The sequence below is a fragment of the Maritimibacter sp. 55A14 genome, assembly GCF_003122205.1.
In the GTDB taxonomy this organism is placed as follows: Bacteria; Pseudomonadota; Alphaproteobacteria; order Rhodobacterales; family Rhodobacteraceae; genus QEYE01.
Window position 1 is genome coordinate 19,992 of the sequence record NZ_QEYE01000019.1, and the last position, 17,682, is coordinate 37,673.

Consider the following 17,682-nt stretch of genomic DNA (forward strand, 5'->3'; position numbering starts at 1 on the left):
GCACCTTATGCCGCGAGAAGACCGCGCCACTCGGCGAGTGCGGCGGCACGGTTGGCCTTGAAGGTGTTGCGACGGGAGAGGCTGCGTTCCTGGTTGAAGTGGTTTGAGACGGAGGCGTGGACGGCGGCGAACTTTTGCAAACTTCGCATGCGCCGGAACCGGAGCATCGCCCGCTCGCGTCGTCGGAACGGAAGGTGTGAATTTTCCGCTCTGTTGTTCACCCAACGGCCCGTCTCCTGCCGGGCGCCTGCGCCGATCTCCCTCAGAGCCGCACCGTAGGACCGGAGTTTGTCCGTCACGACCACCTCGGGCCGACCGTGCTTTCGCATTGCTTTTCTCAGGAATTTCAATGCGGCCTTCTTGTCGCGCGTCTTGGTGACAAAGCTCTCAAGAACTTCGCCTTCGTGATCAACCGCGCGCCAAAGATAGTGCCTTTCACCGTTGATCTTCACGAAGATCTCGTCGAGATGCCACCGCCACCGGCTCGATCGCATGCCCTCGATCCGACGTTTCCGGATTTCGGAGGCAAACATCGGGCCGAACCTGTGCCACCAGAACCGGACCGTCTCGTGGCTGACATCGACGCCGCGCTCGTGGAGCAAATCCTCGACGTTACGGAGCGAAAGCGGGAACCGGACATAGAGCATCACCGCCAGGCGGATGATCTCGGGGCTGGTCTTGAACCACTTGAAGGGGCTGGGTTTGGTCATCTGGAGACGCTACTCAGCACCCTGCCCCGCCGCAAGCCAAGTTCCTTTGACAGCACCGCCCCTCGTACCTTCGTCCGAGCGACCGAGCGCGCACCAGAGGCAGACTGGGAACCTTTTGTCAGGTGGCGAACACTAGGCACTACACCAGTATCCGCTCTTGAGAAGCTGCGCCGCGGCGAGTAACGCGCTGGCGATGGCCTGTTCAGGGCCGTCTATGTCGATCAAGCGGGGTCGGGATGGAGTAGCCCACTGGGTCGGCGCAGGTGGGCTTCGAGTCCGTCTTGCCAATTTGTCAGAATGCAGCGAACTTCGGCTCTTACGAATGAGTAAAGGACTTCTGCGCAAAGCTCCGACTTGTCTGCAACTATTCGAGAAATCTGTGACGAACATGTTAACGCCAACCCTGACCCATCTTCCCGTCAATCGGGCAATTCGGCTTCGAAACGTGATCTGCCCCTATTGCGCCTGCGACTTGACCGCGAAGCCCGTCACCAAGGAGCATGTCTTGGGCCGTAGATTCGTCCCCAAGGGAAAGCTGAACGGGCACTGGAATCTGATCGTGAATGCCTGCGGTCCCTGTAACAACCGGAAGGCCGATCTGGAGAATGACATATCGGCGATCACACTACACCCGGAACACGGCGAGACGCATCTCGACTATGATGACGCTGCGAAAGAAGAGGCGCTGCGCAAGGCTGCGAAGGCGATTAGCCGCCGAACGAAGAAACCGGTGAAGGACAGCCACGAGAACATGAAACTCCACGTGCCATTTGGACCGAACGGGAAATTCAGCTTCAACTTCACGTCGCCGCCGCAGATTGATAAAGACCGCGCCTTTGAACTGGCTCGCCTTCAACTCGCCGGGTTCTTCAACTGGATCACTTACCAACAGGATGAAGAGCGCGGCTATTGGTGGACCGGGGGCTACCACCCACTGATAATGGTGAGGCGCGCTGACTACGGTAACAAGATCATCGCGGATTTCGCCGATGCCGTCTTGGAGTGGGAACCGCGCATACTTGGACATACGGCAGAAGGTTTCTACAGAGTCTGTGTCCGACGCCACCCCGGGGCGGAATGCTGGTCTTGGGCAATGGAGTGGAACGGTTCCACGCGCTTGGTCGGTTTTTTGGGCGACAGGGAAGTGGTTAAAGTGGTAGTCGATAGACTTGGTCCGCTTCAAATGCATCACCACGATTTGGGCAACGGTGACTTCATGCGCTATCGCACTGAGGTTCCACTTGCGGACAAAGACGATAAACTTTTCGCACTACCCACCGGAGCCACAGTTCCACTGACAAGTTAATTTTCTTACTCTCCACGAAGGCATTGGCCCAGAGTCCGCTCCGTCCGCCGAGCCGACTTCCGCATCTTAGTCGATGCTGCGCAGTCCATGAACGTAGGCTCTGGAGAGGGCACCGCGGCGTTCAGTCTGCTCAGGAGCGTCCGCAAAGGTGCGTAATCAGTGAAACGCCACTAACGCTTGGTCATCATGCTTTTCTTAGATATCCAAGCCAATGCGGCGGGGGGGGGTGCTAAGGGGGATATAATCCTGCATACTATAGAATTATATAATAATAACAATTGTTTACATATATAAAGTGGCGGAGGGGACGGGACCGGGGTCCAACATTCTCTGACCCGTAACCCATTGATTTTAGAATATCCAAATCTTCCAAGTCATCAGCCATAGCGATCAGGCTTGAGTTTGCGCGTGTCACGTGAATACAAACCCACCACATTTTGTACGGAAAAGGCCGCATCCCGTTTATGGCGCATAGCTCCGATACTCCAAAGCGAGAACGTAAAAAATACATACATCAAGGCCTCCTGGCGGATGAGTTCGGGCTGGTCATTGAGGACTTGAACGGGGAGCGTTTGGATTTCAGCAGAGGCTACGCCGGCACATTGCCCCATTCAAAAGATATGCTCTGACAGAGCCCTAAGAAGCCATCCTTTCCGCCTCAACCTGGTTTCTTCTGATAATACCTTTCAGGATGAAGTGCGGCTTGGCTGCGACACCAAATGTCGGGTGTGTTTCAGCATTCAGGAAGATTGACTGCAAGGCCTCCAAGGCTCGTTTCCTTGTACTTCGTAAGCATGTCGTGGCCAGTCTGGCGCATGGTTTCGATGCAGTTATCAAGCGGCATGAAATGCGTGCCATCGCCGCGCAGCGCGAGACTTGCGGCACTGACCGCTTTGATAGCGCCGAGTCCATTGCGTTCGATGCAGGGCACTTGTACCAGACCTGCAGCGGGATCACAGGTCATTCCAAGGTGATGTTCCAGCGCAATTTCAGCAGCGTTCTCGATCTGTTCGTTTGTACCGCCCAGCGCCGCGCAAAGTCCCGCCGCAGCCATGGAGGATGCAGACCCGACCTCGCCCTGACAGCCCATTTCCGCACCCGATATCGAGGCGTTGTGCTTAATCAGCCCGCCGATGGCCGACGCGGTGAGCAAGAAGGTGCGCGCACCTTCGTGGTTGGCGCCGATGCAATGGTCGCGGTAGTAGCGGATCACGGCTGGTACCACGCCCGCTGCGCCGTTGGTGGGTGAGGTCACGACCCGTCCACCTGCCGCGTTCTCTTCGTTCACAGCCATGGCATAGACGGACAGCCAATCATTGGCGACGTGGGGCTGGCTTTGATTCTCGCCGCGTTCAGCCAAAAGCTGTTCATGGATCGCCTTGGCCCGGCGTTTCACCGACAAACCGCCGGGCAGAATGCCCTCCATACGAAGGCCTCGGTCGATGCAAGCCTCCATCACCTTGTAGACATGGTCGATCCGTTTGTTCAGACCACCGCCGGAATGCGCCTCTTCGTTGGCGCGTTTCATCTGCGCGATGCTGGTGCCAGAGGCGCGGCCCATCTCCAGCATCTCGGCGGCAGACCCAAACGGATAGGGATAGCCCATCGCGGCCTTTTCATCGTGCAAATCCGCGCTTGCAGCGGCTTTTCCCTGCTCAAGCTCGGCCTCGGTAACAACAAAGCCACCACCCACTGAATAGTAAGTCTGCGTCAAGTATAGATTTCCGCGCTCGTCAAAGGCGCGCAGCACTAGACCGTTGGCATGCCCCGGCAAAGGCGGGCCGTAGTCGAAGACCAGATCGGTGTCGGGATCAAATTCGAGCCTGCCCAGACCGGGAGGACTAATTCGCTTTACCTCCCTTACCTCGGCCTCGAGTCGTTCGGCGGCATCGGGGTCAAGCGTATCGGGCAGATAGCCGATTAACCCGAGGATTACGGCACGATCGGTTGCATGGCCCTTGCCTGTAAAGGCTAGAGAGCCATGCAAAGACGCCTCTAGGCGGGTAAGAGTCCCTGCCCATGGAGTTTTCTCAGCCCCGCCGCGCAGACCATCAAGGAACCGCGCGGCCGCCGTCATCGGCCCCATAGTGTGTGACGATGAGGGGCCAACTCCGACCTTGAAAATATCGAAGACGGACAGGAACATGGGTTTACACGTCCTCCGCATAGATCGGATGTGCTCCGCACAGGGTTCGCACCTCTTCCAACACAGCTGCCTCGACCTCCGCGTCGCCTTCGGGACTGCCCGCCAACGCATTAATCACCTTAAGGACCAGCTCACCGATCTTGCGGAACTCTGCCTCGCCAAAGCCGCGCGTGGTGCCTGCGGACGTGCCAAGACGCACCCCGGAAGTCACGAACGGCTTTTCGGCGTCAAACGGGATGGCGTTCTTGTTACAGGTCATGCCGGCGCGCTCGAGCGCGATTTCCGCGACCTTCCCTGTCACGCCTTTGGGACGCAGATCAACGAGCACCATGTGGCAATCGGTGCCACCGGAAACAACACCCAGACCGCCTTCAACCAAAACCTCAGACAGCGCCCGCGCGTTTGCGATGACGTCTTTGGCGTATTTCTTGAACGAAGGCTCTAGCGCCTCGCCAAAGGCCACAGCCTTAGCCGCGACAACATGCATCAGCGGGCCACCCTGGTTGCCGGGGAACACAGCCGAGTTAACCTTCTTGGCGAGCGCCTCGTCATTGGTGAGGATCGTGCCGCCACGCGGCCCGCGCAGTGTTTTATGCGTGGTCGAGGTCACGACGTGGGCGTGCGGCACGGGATCGGGGTATTCACCAGCCGCGATCAGGCCAGCGTAATGCGCCATGTCGACCAGTAGATAGGCGCCCACCTCATCCGCGATCTCGCGGAAGGCGGCGAAATCCATATGACGCGGATAGGCGGAGGCCCCGGCAACGATGAGCTTGGGTTTCGTCTCATGCGCGATCTTGCGCACGTTATCCATGTCGATTAAATGATCGTCTTCGGAAACCTCGTAACTGACAACGTCGAACCATTTACCGGACATCGTGACAGGCGATCCGTGGGTCAGGTGCCCGCCATGCGCAAGGTCCAGCCCCATGATCCGGTCGCCCGGCTTAAGCAAGGCCAAGAACACGGCTTGGTTGGCCTGGGCACCAGAATGAGGCTGCACGTTGGCAAAGCCTGCGCCGAACAACTCACACACGCGGTCGATGGCGATCTGTTCGACCGTGTCGACATGCTCGCACCCACCGTAATAACGCCGGCCGGGATAGCCTTCGGCGTACTTGTTGGTCAGCACGGAGCCTTGTGCGCCCAATACATCGACGCTGACGATGTTCTCCGATGCGATCAGCTCGATCTGGTTTTGCTGACGGTCAAGCTCGTGACCAACGGCATTGGCAACGGCGGTATCAGAAATGCGGGCGGTGCTCAGAGTTTTCAGCATGGGACTGTTCATTTCATGTAAAGGGTAAGGTCACGTCCCGGCTCGGGACGCGTCTGAAAATATTGATCGATTGGGCCGCTTCAGAAACCGACAGCGAACTCGCGCCTGGCGTTCTTAAGAAGGCCATGAACGTGCGGAAAGAACGATCGCCAGACCTCGACACGGAAGGCATCTTCGCCGTCGCGAATTAACGTTACCTGAGCATAATCGAACACGGTTCGCTTGGCTCGGCCCACGGCGATACACGACAGGTCCAGTGGGCATCCAACCGTCAAAAGCTCTGCCGCGGCGGGGCCTTTGACCTCGATGGTCAGCTCTCGGTCGGAAATGACCACAAGACTATGGGGCGTCTCGGCACGGGCGACCTCGAACGCGGCAACAACCGCATCCTGATCGTTTTCGGCGGCGTGCAGAAGCCATTCGTCGGGACCAATACAATAGGCTGCGCGGTCGCCGTTTCGGGCGCCCTGCCCAATCTTGCCGGGCAAGGTGAGACCAAAGGCTGCGGAGGCCTTTTTTAGGTCGACAGGCGCGATGCGCAGGTTGAACCGGGCCACGGGCGGCAGAACCGCAATGGAGACCCTATCAACGGATGTCACCGGAGCATTCATGGTATCGTCCTCCTCATTCGACCTTCAGGCGATCGCCGGCGGGGTCATAAAACACGGTTCCAGTCACTTTGGCCGTAACGGCGTCACCCTTCTCGGTCGGAATATGCAGCGTGTCGTTCATCCGCTCGATGCCGCCCTCGACCACCGCCATCGCAATGGACCGGCCCAACGTCTCCGACCAGTAGGACGAGGTCACGTGCCCGATCATCTTCATCGTTTTCGCCTGCTTGGGGTCATCCACGATCTGGGCGCCTTCGGTCAGCACGACCTTGGGATCGTCCGTCAGCAGACCGACGAGCTGCTTGCGCCCCGGCGCCACGAGATCGGGCCGATCAAGCGAGCGTTTGCCAACAAAGTCGAGCTTCTTCTTGCCGATCGCCCAACCGATGCCGGCATCTTGCGGTGTCATGGTGCCATCGGTGTCCTGGCCGACAATGATAAAGCCCTTCTCGGCGCGCAGAACGTGCATCGTCTCTGTGCCATAGGGGCAGATGTCGTATTTCTGACCCGCCTCCCAGAGTTTTTCCCAAAGCGCCTTGCCATAGCGTGCCGGGACGTTGATCTCGAAGCCCAATTCTCCGGTAAAGCTGATCCGGAACAGCCGCGAGCGAAAGCCAGCGACGGTGCATTCCGCGACCGACATGTGCGGCATCGCATCGGCGGAGATATCCGCGCCCTCGACGAACGGCTCCAAAAGCTTGCGTGCATTGGGACCGTTGAGCGCGATGGTGGCCCATTCTTCGGTAGTCGATGTCAGCCAGACCTTGAGTTCGGGCCATTCAGTCTGGAGGTAATCTTCCATCATGTTCAGAACCCGCGCGGCACCGCCGGTGGTGGTGGTAACATGGAATAGGTCATCGCGTATCCGTCCGATGACACCATCGTCGCGGATGAAGCCATCTTCCCCCAGCAAGAGGCCGTAGCGGCAGCGGCCGACACCCAGTTTTGTCCAAGGGTTGGTGTACATACGGTTCATGAACTCGACCGCGTCCGGACCGGAGACCTCGATCTTGCCAAGCGTAGATGCGTCGAAAATGCCCAGGCTTTTTCGCGTCGCCTTGCATTCGCGTGCGACCGCCTTGTGCATGTCCTCGCCTGCCTGTGGGAAAAACAACGCGCGCCGCCAGAGCGCGACGGGTTCAAACTCTGCGCCGTGTTCTTCGGCCCAAGCATCGATCGGTGTCTTACGGGTTACCTCGAAATGCGCGCCCTTATGATAGCCAGCAAACGCACCGAACGTGGTCGGCGTATAGGGCGGACGGAAGGTCGTTAAGCCCACTTGCGGCGCTTCCTTGTTGAGGGCGTCAGCAGCGATGGTCAGCCCGTTCATGTTGCTGAGTTTGCCCTGATCAGTCGCCATGCCGTTCGTCGTGTAGCGCTTGACATGCTCAATGGACTTCATCCCTTCACGCACGGCAAGGCGAATGTCTTTGGCGGTCACGTCGTTCTGAAAATCGACAAAGGCCTTGGCCTTTCCGGGGCTGCGGTCGGTTGGAAGCTCTTTTTGCGTAATACCGGTGCCGGTGCGGTCATTAGTGACGGCGTAGGTAGCTGTTCCCGCCTTGCTGCCCAGAGATCTGACCGCATCGGCGCCCGCACGCGTGCCATCCTCTAGGGCCGAGGCGATGCCCCAAAGCCCACGGCCGGCGCCCGCGATATGCACCGCTTCGGTCTTGTAACCGGGCAGATAGACCTTAGCCTCTGCATCCCATTCGAGCGATCCCTTGGTATGCGAGAACAGATGCAGCGACGGGGTCCAGCCGCCACAGACCAGCACCGCATCGCAAGGCAGCAGATGCGCCGCGCCCACCTTGCCATCGCGAACCGGGTTGACCCTCAGGGCCTTGACCCGCAGACGGCCCTTTGTTCCGGTGGCGGTGTAGCCTAGATACGTCTTGATGCCGCGTGTCTTTGCTTGGTCCTGCAAATCCTGTGGAACGTCGTCGCGCGTATCGACGATCGCCACCACTTTCGCGCCTGCATCGGCCATGTCGAAGGCGCTGTACCATGCGCTGTCATGGCTGGTAAGAACGACAGGCTCCTTGCCCACCAGCACGCCAAAACGGTTGAGGAAGGTCTGCGCCGCACCGGCCATCATCACGCCTGGGGTGTCGTTGCCATGAAAGACCATCGGGCGTTCAATCGCCCCTTGCGCTAATACGACCTCGTGCGCGCGCACGCGCCACATCCGCTCGCGCGGGGCACCTTCAGGCACGTCACCCAAATGGTCGGTCAGCTTTTGCACGAGACCGATCATGTTTTGATGATAGTACCCAATCGCCGTGGTACGCGTCATGAGGCGCACATTGGACAGCCGATCCAGTTCACGCATCGCACCTTCGAGCCAGGACCAGGCAGGCTGTCCGTCGATCGACACTGTCGGCTCGGACAACAGCGTACCGCCCATCTCCGAATTCTCGTCCACCAGAACAACCTTCGATCCGGCGCGCCCTGCGGCCAAGGCGGCCGCGATGCCAGAAGGTCCGGAACCGACGACCAGCACGTCGCAATGCAGATAGCGGCTCGCATAGTTGTCGGGATCGACATGGGTCGGAGCCTTGCCCAGTCCGGCCGCTTTGCGGATGAAAGGCTCGTATACGCTGTCCCAGAAGCTGCGCGGCCACATGAAGGTCTTATAGTAGAACCCTGCGGAAAAGAGCATATAGAGACGATCGTTGATCGCGCCGAGATCGAATTTGAGGCTCGGCCATTTGTTCTGGCTCTCGGTCTTCAGACCGGGATAGATCTCCTGCATAGTGGCCCGGGTGTTCGGCTCGAACCGACCCCGGCCACGGGTCGTGCCGATCAAGGCGTTCGGCTCTTCCGAGCTTGCCGTGACCACGCCGCGCGGACGGTGATACTTAAAGCTGCGCCCCATGAGATGCACGCCATCGGCTAGCAGTGCGGATGCGACGGTATCGCCCTCGAAGCCCTCGTAGATCTGGTCATCGAAGGTGAACTTGACCGGCTTGTCGGTATTGACACGGCCCCGGCTCTTTACACGAAAATCAGTCATCCTGCGGCCTCCAATTCGGTTGTGTCGGGGCGAGCCTCACCTGCCTTGTAGGTAGTGAAAAAACGATCGCTCACGGTGTCACGCAGCGCGTTAAAAAAGCGCCCGCACCCGTTGATGTGCCGCCAGCGTTCGGCATGAATGCCCTTGACGTTGGTGCGGATGAACAAAAAATCACGCCATTCCTCGTCGCTCAGCGCCGAGGGATCTTTGGGGCGGTCGATATGCGCCTCGCCAGCATAGGCAAATTCCAACTCGGGAAGCGTATCGTCGCAATAGGGGCAATGGATCAAAAGCATATTGTTGTCTCCTCAGTACGCATCTCGTTCTGCACGCAATCAGTGCGCGACAGCGGCGGCAGCGGCTTCGTCGATCAGGCGGCCCGTGGTGAAGCGCTCCAGCGTAAAGGGCGCGTTGATCGGGTGTGGTTCATCCTTGGCGACGGTCCAAGCGAGCGTGTGGGCTGCGCCCGGTGTGGCCTTGAAGCCTCCGGTGCCCCAGCCGCAATTCACGTAAAGGCCTTCGACCGGCGTCTTGCCCAGAATGGCCGAGCGGTCGGGCGTTACATCGACGATTCCGCCCCATTTGCGCAGCATCCGCATTCGGTTGAAGATTGGGAACACCTCGCAGATGGCCGCAACAGTGTGTTCGATCAGCGGCAGGCCGCCACGCTGCGAATAGCTGGTGTACTGGTCGGTGCCGGAGCCGATCACAAGCTCGCCCTTGTCGGATTGGCTGATATAGGCGTGCACGGTGTTCGACATTACGACACAGGGGAAGACAGGCTTAATCGGCTCGGACACTAGCGCCTGAAGCGGATAGCTTTCCAGCGGCATCCGCACGCCCGCGCTATCCATCACGACGCTGGTGTGGCCGGCAGCGGAAACGGCCACCTTCTTGGCCTTGATGAAACCCTTGGCGGTATCGACGCCTTCGACAGCGCCGTCCGCGCCACGACGGATCGCGATGACCGGACAGTTCTGAATGATGTCAACGCCGCGCTTGGCGGCCGCACGGGCATAACCCCAGGCCACCGCATCGTGGCGCGCCGTGCCCGCACGTTTCTGCAGGGCGGCGCCCATGACCGGATAGCGCGCATTGGGCGAGATATTGAGCGGCGGGCAGAACGCCTTGGCCTCTTTCGGGGTCAGCCACTGGTTATCGACCCCGTTAAGGCGGTTGGCGTGAATATGACGCTGGAAAGACTGAACATCGTGGGCGTTATGCGCCAACATCATCACGCCGCGCTTGGAGTACATCACGTTGTAGTTCAGTTCGGTCGACAGGTTGTCCCACAGATCGAGCGCGTGATCGTAGAGCTTAGCGCTTTCATCATAGAGATAGTTCGAACGGATGATCGTGGTGTTGCGGCCTGTGTTGCCGCCGCCTAGCCAGCCCTTCTCAATTACCGCCACATTGGTGATACCGTGTTCCTTAGCTAGATAATAGGCCGCGCCAAGACCGTGGCCGCCCGCGCCGACGATAATGACATCGTATTCCGCCTTGGGCTGCGCATCGGGCCATTGCTCGGGCCATTTTTTATGTCCGGTGAGCGCATTTTTTAGCAGGGACATCGCAGAGAAATGGGTCATGGCAAAGCCTTTCAGAGCGGGTGATTCCATGGGTCAGATAATGTTGCAGGGCATGGCGATTTTTCACTGTATAAATACGTCAAATTGGCATTACTATCGCGTCATGATAAAGCGTCAATCACCTGCTGCATCCAATCTTCCAAGGCTACGTGTCGGTTTTGTCCTAACGCGGCGATTTACGATCTGCGCATTTGCAAATTTCGTCGACGTGCTGCGGCTTGCCGCCGATGAAGGGGATCGGTCAAGGCCAATCCTGTGCAGCTGGAAAGTGCTGTCCGCCAGCATGACGCCGGTGGTGTCCAGTAGTGGTATTTCCGTCCAGCCCGAGGAACCTCTGGGCGATCCCAGACGCTTTGACTATATCGTGGTGATCGGCGGCCTGATGGAAGAGCTCGAGCGTCTGTCCCCTGAATATACCGCGTTTCTGCAGCGGGCGGCTGCGTACAAAATCCCGTTAGTAGGCGTCTGTACAGGCGCTTTCGTCCTCCATCGTGCTGGAGTCATGCAGGGGCATCGCTGTTGCGTCAGCTGGTTTCACCACAACGATTTTCTGGAGCAATTCGAGGATATTACGCCGGTTTCCGATCAAATTTTCGTCGTTGACCGCGGACGGCTGACCTGTTCGGGCGGCACCAGTTCCGCACATCTGGCGGCATTCCTCGTAGACCGGCATATCGGACATGCTGCAGCGCAGAAAAGTCTGGCGATTATGATGATCGACGAAGCGATGGCCGCAGAACGCCCACAGCCCGGCGTGCCGCTGGAGTTGACGACCGATGATCCTGTCGTGCGGCGCGCATTGCTGCTGCTGCATCAGGCGCTCGAGGCCCCACCCAACACGGCGGCTTTGGCGTGGCGATTGAAGGTCAGCCCGAGAACCCTCGAACGGCGCTTTGCCTCGGCTCTGGGCATGACGCCGTTTGAGGCGGGAAAAAGGATACGATTGGCCCATGCCGAGCGGCTCTTGCGAGGCACGGACCGCAGCATTACCCGAATTGCGCATGAGACAGGATTTTCCGACGTCTCTCACTTCATAAGGGTTTTCAAAGCCGTTTATGACACCACACCCGAAGTCTGGCGCGCGCGTGAGGTGACGGATCCCGGATCGGAAGCTGCCGGTCGGTTTTGACCGGTCAGCCTCGACCGATCAGCTCTACCCCCTCCCGACATTCTGGGAACCGGAATCGATCTAGGACCAGTTCAGACGTTTTCACCAATCAAAACATGGCAGCTTTCCGGTGCCCAATGCACCACCACCCTTGAGCCCGCATGCAGGTTAAGCAGGGACAATTCGTCGTGTGATTTCTGAACCTTAAGTTCTTGGCCGGTTGTGGTTTCAAGAAAGACCATGGCCGTTCCACCAATAAATTCCTCGCCCACGACGCTTGCCTCTATGCCCGACTGGTCGCTGCCAGGCAAACTCAACCGCATGTTCTCGGCACTCACGATGAAGGTGACGGTCTGCCCCGGATGCGCGTCAGGTAACTCATTCTGCGGCAGAACGGTTTCCCCACCATCATACGCAATTTGCCATCCTCCGGTATCAGCCGGCCCCAGGATTTTGCCATCGAAGATGTTTGCAGACCCAAGGAACTCGGCGACAAACCGGTTATAGGGCTCGTGATAGATCTCCTCGGGCGTGCCGATCTGCTCGATCTTACCGCGGCTCATGATGACCACGCGATCCGCCATCGAAAAGGCTTCGGACATCGAGTGTGTGACGTAGACGAATGTGATCCCAAGATCCTTTTGCAGATTCGATAGGACCGACTGCATCCGCACCTTCAAATGCGCGTCAAGGGCCGATAGCGGCTCGTCAAGTAGCAGGATTTTCGGCTCTGTCACAAGGGCGCGGGCCAATGCTACCCGCTGTTTTTGACCGCCGGACAATTGATTGATATTGCGACCCGCAAACTCGGTGATCTGCATCTTTTCGAGCCATTTTTCGGCGCGCTGCCGGCGTTCCTCCTTGCCAACGCCACGCATCTTGAGCGCGAACTCGACATTCTCCTGAACGGTAAGGAAAGGGAACAGGGCCAGGGACTGCCAGACCATCGGGGTATCGCGGTCCCAGGTCGCCTTGCCGTTCACTTTCTCCCCATCGAGATAGATCGTCCCCTCGCTGGGATCTTCCAGGCCGGCCAGCATCCTCAGGGTCGTAGTCTTACCACAACCCGATGAGCCCATAATGGCGAGGAACTCGCCTCGACCAATCTCGAAACTAGCTTTCTCGACCGCGGTGAAATCTCCGAACCGTTTGACTACATTTCCGAACTTCACAATCGGGTCTGATTGCTGTTCCATTTCTGCGTTCACTTTCATGATTTGGTTTCCTCCGGGCTGCGCAGCAGAAGCTGGGCCAATATGATCAGCGTCATCGAGCTGAGGAAGGCGAGCGATCCGATCGCGTTAATTCGAGGGCTGACCTGACCTTGCAAGAAGCCGAGGATCTTGACCGGGAGCGTTTCGTTTAGACCCGACACGAACCAGGCAACGGCGAATTCATCGAAAGAGACGGCCATGGTGATAAAGAGGGCGGCGAAGATCGCGGGTTTGGCAAAGGGGATAATGACAAAGCACAAGGTCTGCCATTGGTTGCCGCCCATGTTCCACGAAGCCGCCTCCAGGTCAGGGTCCATCTGCGACAGGCGCAGGCGAATGATGGCCATTGCGAACGGGCTACACATCACGCCATGCGCGATGATGACCGAAATCGTGCTGCCGGACAGGTTGACGCGGCTAAGGAAGGCCAGCATTGCCAGCCCCAAGATCACGACGGGGATGGTCGGGGGTAACAGTGCAAGAGCGAGATAGAAGGATTTGCCGATGAAATTGTAGCGGAAATCCGTATAGGCACCGCCGAAGCCAAGAAGAGTGGCGATGATGGCGACGGTCACGCCCACGACCAGCGTATTTGCAAAGCCCTGCCAGACCAGCGAATCTTCCCAGATCAACCGATACCACTCCGTCGAGAATTCACCCAGAGGGAGCGAAGGGAATCGGTCAGAGTTGAGCGAGAAGACGAAACTTCCGGCAATCGGCGCAAAGATGAACAGGAGGCAAAACGCGATATGTAGCTTCAGAAGGCCGTTGATGATGCGGTTTTCGTTGCCCATCCTATTTTCCCCGCTCTCGGTATGCATAGGTGATTGCTGCAAAGGCGACGGTGAGCAGCGTGATGATCATCATAATCGCAACCACAGCGGCGCGTGGCCATTGCTGCCCGGACTTGGTGATATCGGTGATCATGATCGACAGGGTCGGAGGGTTGCCGCCACCCAAATATAGGGGGCTGACGAAATCCCCAAAGCTGAGAATGAACGCAAAGAGCGCCGCTATCACAAGTCCGACCTTGGCCGAGGGCACGATCACCGCAAACACGGTACGCAGCCGTCCGCAGCGTAGGTTTTGCGCGGCCTCGATGAGATCGCGGTTGACAAAATTCAAGCTGAAGGTTTGCAGTAGTATCACCAGCGGCAAGGTCAGGGTGATCATCCCCACGATAATACCAAACGCATTATTCAGCATCGAAAACGGCCCCAGCCCGAGATATCCCAGCGCAGCGTTGACGACGCCTGCATCGGACAGAAATACCTGCAGAGAATAGACCCGGACGAGATAACTGGTGAAAAACGGGATAATGAGAACGAAGATTATCCACCGCTTCGCTTTCTCGCTCATCTTGAAAGAGATCGCGTACGACGCCGGGAAGGCGATCATGCTGGTAATCGCAGCCGCCGCTGTCGCGAGCACCATCGTGCGCAGGTAGGCATCCCAAAACACACCACGTGTGAGTATCCTTCCCCAGTTGGCAAAGCTCAGATCAGGTTGCATCTGGAAGTTGCGCACTGTCCAGAAACTGATCGTGACCAGGAAGAGGAGAGGGGACAGGAAGAACATCAACTGCCAAACCAACAAGGGCATGGACAAGATCAGTGAGAACAATGTTGGTCGCTTGGTCATGTCAGGTCCCATATCTCTGAAATCGGAAAGCATGCCGGAACGTGGGGAGGAAACGCCCCGGCAAACCTACGCCTCAGGCACCCTTGTAGTCCGACCAGAAATCATTCCATTCTTCGAGGCTTTGCTGAACGGGAAGCTGACGATACTGGATTAATCCTTCGCGGATCAGGTCCATCGCATTGCGCTCGCCGAGCATCATGTTTTGGCGCTTGGCCTCGGCGGGGTTGGTCTCGTTAAGCACCTGCCATCCGGCCTTGGACGGCACCATCGCGGGATACGCCGCCATATCGGCTGATTTGGCCTGGCCCTCCGGTGAGGTGATCCACTGGATCCACTTCTTCGCCATTTCCTGTTTCTTGGAGCCTTTGCCGATCGAGAAGCTTTCGGTCCATTGCAGGCCGCCCTCTTCGGGGATGACGCTGCGCACCGGGCTGCCGTTCTTTTCCAGCGTGCCCGTTATCCAGTCACCGATTCCGGCAAATGCCAGCATCTGACCGTTGTCAAGCGACGAGAAGGTGCCGCCATAATCGAAGAAGCCGCCGACCTGCCCGCGCAGACCCATTGTGTGCTCTTGCACCTTTTCCCAAGCTGCCTGATCGATGTCATAGGGCGACGGGTTGCCAACATGCAGGCTCATCTGGCCGAGATTTGGCAGATGCCAATCGAAATGACCGAGTTTGCCGGTCACTCGTTCGTCGGCATACAGGTCATAGCTGGACGCTTCTTTTTCACTGAAGGTATCTGTGTTGTAGGCCACCCCGAGGAATCCAAACCGCGTAATGACGGAGTAGAGCTTGTCTCCCTGCCAGTGACCCGGGAACCTCTGGAACTCTGGGAAGAAGTCGTCGAACGGGTAATCGGCCGGATTGAGCTCTTCGATATAGCCCGCTGCATTTAGCTGTTGGACATATTCACCATCCGACAGGATCACATCGAAGGTTCCCGGCGGGGATTGGGCGATCAGTCCCAACATGTTGTCGCCCCCGGTGTAATATTTCGGCACGAACTTGACGTTGTTGGCCTCTTCGAATTCGCCGACGATATCGGGTTCGGCATGGCCGTACCAGGCAAGCATCGAAAGTTCCGTCGTCTGCGCCGCTGCGCGGATCGACAGGAAAGGTGTGGCCAGGGCCGCGGCCCCGGTCATCTTCAAGAGCGTGCGGCGGCTTGGTCTAATGAGACGTGTGGACATCATGTTTCTCCTTGTTGATAAGTATTCTTTTTAGGCTTCAGTTCGATCGACCTCCGTCGAAACTGCCGTGCAGGCGAACTCTGTTTCGAGCGCCTCGACAATGCCGCGCGTGCAGACATCCAGCAGGATGTCCCCCTTCTCTGCCGTCGCCTCTTTTGGCGAGGACAGCGTTCCGCTTGCTGGCGTCCATTCCGGTTTGGCCGGGTAGATGTCATAGGGCGGGAATGTCGCCGGAGCATGTTCGACGGCATCCTGCAATGAGACGAGGTCCGGATGAATGCGTAACATAAGGGACGTCTCTAGGACGCCCCCATGCTCGATATCCCAACCGAGAAAGCCATTCGGGTACAGTTTCTCGATCGAGGCCTGATCGACGAAGTCCCAATAGGACAGGACCATTACCTTCACGTAATGGATGTCGTCCCAGCCCAGTTCGCGCAAAGCAAGGTCAATCGCCTCGGTGATAAACCAGGAATTCTCAAAATGGCCATTGACGATGCAGAGGTTGCGCACACCATGACGCACGAACTCCTTGACCACATCCTTAATGGCGTTCACGAGGCTCGCGCCGTCAAGGCTGGTCGTGCCCGGAAAAAAGTTTCCGCCACCCGATTTCTGATGCGATTTATAACCGTAGGTGAAAGGAGGTGCGACCAGAGCTCCTACCTGTTCGGCGGCGCGGCGCGCAAATTCGGTGGGCAGAAGAACGTCCACATGCATCGGCATGTGATGACCATGCTGTTCCATCGATCCGAGCGGGATGAGAATAGGCACATCGCCATTCTGCACCCGTTTTTTATAGTCGGGCCAAGGTATTTCGGCAGCGAAAACGGTAGAACGCGGCATGGCACCCCCTGAATCTGAATATTTTGGAAGCCTAGGACAGCTTGCACCCTGCAGGAAATTCATAGTAACAATGATTGCATAAGGATTTCTAATGGTACGCCAATACACCAACCTTCAAACTGACCTTCTGCGCACCTTCGTCACGGTGGTGGATTTGCGCAACTACACGGAAACAGGGCGCATTCTCGGCCGGACACAGCCCGCGATCTCCTTGCAGATCAAGCGGCTTGAAGAGGCTGCGGGCGCCAAACTACTCTCGCAAAAGGGTAAACAGGTTAAGTTGACGCCGGATGGGCAGGCGCTTCTGGGCTATGCGCGTGAAATTTTGCGCCTCAATGACCGAGCTGTTGCCAACCTGCAGCGCGCGGCCTTCCTCGGCACTCTCAGGATCGGCCTGCCCGTGGATTACTCGATCGAGTACTTTCAGAGCATCATTGCCAGATTTTCCCACGAGAACCCCAATGTTCTAATGGAAATTCGCTGCGATCGCAGCCGTGAGCTTCTTTCGGCCCTTCAGGTTGACGACCTAGACGTGGCGATTGCGATCACCGATTCTATGCCTGCGCCGCATGTTTCGATCTACTGGTCGGAGCGGCCGGTTTGGGTATGCGCGCGCGATCACGAGATCGATCCGAGCCAGCCGCTGAAGATCATCGCGCATCCCGATGGCTGTTTCTATCGAAAGCGCATGATCGACGCGTTGGACACCGAAGGGCGGGACTGGCGCGTGTCCTTCGAAAGCCTCGGCGTATTTGCGCTCCAAAAGGCGGTTCTCGATGGCATGGGCGTCACCGCTCTGACAAAGAAGACGTTGCTGCCGGGCATGCGGGTCCTCACCCCGAGCGATGGATTCCCGAATTTGTCGAACATCCACATCGGACTGTTCTACAAGCACGTTAAGATGTCAGATGCCGCTCTTAAGCTGATCGAACAAATCACAGAGGACGTGTCAACCTTCCGCCTGCCGACGCGTGCACGCACAGGACGACACACACATAATCCAACATGAATTAACAATATTAAT

At 57.8% G+C, this 17,682-nt stretch carries 16 protein-coding genes; 3 read left to right on the forward strand and 13 right to left on the reverse strand.

Features of this window, described 5'->3' with window-relative positions:
* Window positions 1-5: 5 nt before the first annotated feature.
* Complete coding sequence (locus DDZ14_RS14855; protein ID WP_109425767.1) at window positions 6-710, reverse strand: IS6 family transposase; 705 nt, start codon at window positions 708-710, stop codon at window positions 6-8.
* Window positions 711-1,032: 322 nt separating this feature from the next.
* Between DDZ14_RS14855 and DDZ14_RS14860 the strand changes: the two genes are divergently transcribed.
* Window positions 1,033-2,016, forward strand: a complete 984-nt coding sequence (locus DDZ14_RS14860) for a hypothetical protein (RefSeq protein ID WP_146193155.1) — start codon at window positions 1,033-1,035, stop codon at window positions 2,014-2,016.
* Window positions 2,017-2,393: 377 nt separating this feature from the next.
* On the opposite strand, the gene DDZ14_RS19450 is transcribed toward DDZ14_RS14860, so the two are convergent.
* The 7 genes from DDZ14_RS19450 to DDZ14_RS14890 all read right to left on the reverse strand — a co-directional run bounded on the left by DDZ14_RS19450 (window position 2,394) and on the right by DDZ14_RS14890 (window position 10,657).
* Window positions 2,394-2,627 (reverse strand): hypothetical protein, encoded by a 234-nt coding sequence (locus DDZ14_RS19450; protein ID WP_146193156.1) that lies wholly within the window; start codon window positions 2,625-2,627, stop codon window positions 2,394-2,396.
* Between the two features lie 122 nt (window positions 2,628-2,749).
* Window positions 2,750-4,162: an L-serine ammonia-lyase gene (locus DDZ14_RS14865; RefSeq protein WP_109425769.1), complete on the reverse strand. Its 1,413-nt coding sequence runs from the start codon at window positions 4,160-4,162 to the stop codon at window positions 2,750-2,752.
* A gap of 4 nt (window positions 4,163-4,166) precedes the next feature.
* Window positions 4,167-5,441, reverse strand: coding sequence for a serine hydroxymethyltransferase (gene glyA, locus DDZ14_RS14870; RefSeq protein ID WP_109425770.1), 1,275 nt, complete (start codon window positions 5,439-5,441; stop codon window positions 4,167-4,169).
* A gap of 80 nt (window positions 5,442-5,521) precedes the next feature.
* Window positions 5,522-6,052, reverse strand: a complete 531-nt coding sequence (locus DDZ14_RS14875) for a sarcosine oxidase subunit gamma (RefSeq protein ID WP_109425771.1) — start codon at window positions 6,050-6,052, stop codon at window positions 5,522-5,524.
* A 13-nt stretch (window positions 6,053-6,065) separates the two neighbouring features.
* Entirely contained in the window at window positions 6,066-9,068 is a 3,003-nt protein-coding gene (locus DDZ14_RS14880) for a sarcosine oxidase subunit alpha (RefSeq protein WP_109425772.1), read from the reverse strand.
* Window positions 9,065-9,364 (reverse strand): sarcosine oxidase subunit delta, encoded by a 300-nt coding sequence (locus tag DDZ14_RS14885; RefSeq protein ID WP_109425773.1) that lies wholly within the window; start codon window positions 9,362-9,364, stop codon window positions 9,065-9,067. Before DDZ14_RS14885 ends, DDZ14_RS14880 begins: the two co-directional genes overlap by 4 nt.
* A 39-nt stretch (window positions 9,365-9,403) precedes the next feature.
* Window positions 9,404-10,657, reverse strand: coding sequence for a sarcosine oxidase subunit beta family protein (locus tag DDZ14_RS14890; protein WP_109425774.1), 1,254 nt, complete (start codon window positions 10,655-10,657; stop codon window positions 9,404-9,406).
* Between the two features lie 103 nt (window positions 10,658-10,760).
* Between DDZ14_RS14890 and DDZ14_RS14895 the strand changes: the two genes are divergently transcribed.
* Window positions 10,761-11,786: a GlxA family transcriptional regulator gene (locus DDZ14_RS14895; protein WP_109425810.1), complete on the forward strand. Its 1,026-nt coding sequence runs from the start codon at window positions 10,761-10,763 to the stop codon at window positions 11,784-11,786.
* Between the two features lie 71 nt (window positions 11,787-11,857).
* Here the strand turns inward: DDZ14_RS14895 and DDZ14_RS14900 are convergent, their stop codons facing one another.
* From DDZ14_RS14900 to DDZ14_RS14920, 5 genes are all read right to left on the reverse strand, one after another.
* Window positions 11,858-12,979, reverse strand: a complete 1,122-nt coding sequence (locus DDZ14_RS14900; RefSeq protein ID WP_109425775.1) for an ABC transporter ATP-binding protein — start codon at window positions 12,977-12,979, stop codon at window positions 11,858-11,860.
* Window positions 12,976-13,773: an ABC transporter permease gene (locus DDZ14_RS14905; protein ID WP_109425776.1), complete on the reverse strand. Its 798-nt coding sequence runs from the start codon at window positions 13,771-13,773 to the stop codon at window positions 12,976-12,978. Before DDZ14_RS14905 ends, DDZ14_RS14900 begins: the two co-directional genes overlap by 4 nt.
* A gap of 1 nt (window position 13,774) precedes the next feature.
* Window positions 13,775-14,620, reverse strand: coding sequence for an ABC transporter permease (locus tag DDZ14_RS14910; protein WP_109425811.1), 846 nt, complete (start codon window positions 14,618-14,620; stop codon window positions 13,775-13,777).
* Window positions 14,621-14,693: 73 nt separating this feature from the next.
* A complete protein-coding gene (locus DDZ14_RS14915; RefSeq protein ID WP_109425812.1) occupies window positions 14,694-15,812 on the reverse strand; it encodes a PotD/PotF family extracellular solute-binding protein in 1,119 nt (372 codons plus the stop codon).
* Window positions 15,813-15,842: 30 nt separating this feature from the next.
* Window positions 15,843-16,658: a creatininase gene (locus DDZ14_RS14920; protein ID WP_109425777.1), complete on the reverse strand. Its 816-nt coding sequence runs from the start codon at window positions 16,656-16,658 to the stop codon at window positions 15,843-15,845.
* A 91-nt stretch (window positions 16,659-16,749) separates the two neighbouring features.
* On the opposite strand from DDZ14_RS14920, the gene DDZ14_RS14925 reads away from it, so the two are divergent.
* A complete protein-coding gene (locus DDZ14_RS14925) occupies window positions 16,750-17,667 on the forward strand; it encodes a LysR substrate-binding domain-containing protein (RefSeq protein ID WP_109425778.1) in 918 nt (305 codons plus the stop codon).
* The last annotated feature ends 15 nt before the right edge of the window (window positions 17,668-17,682 follow it).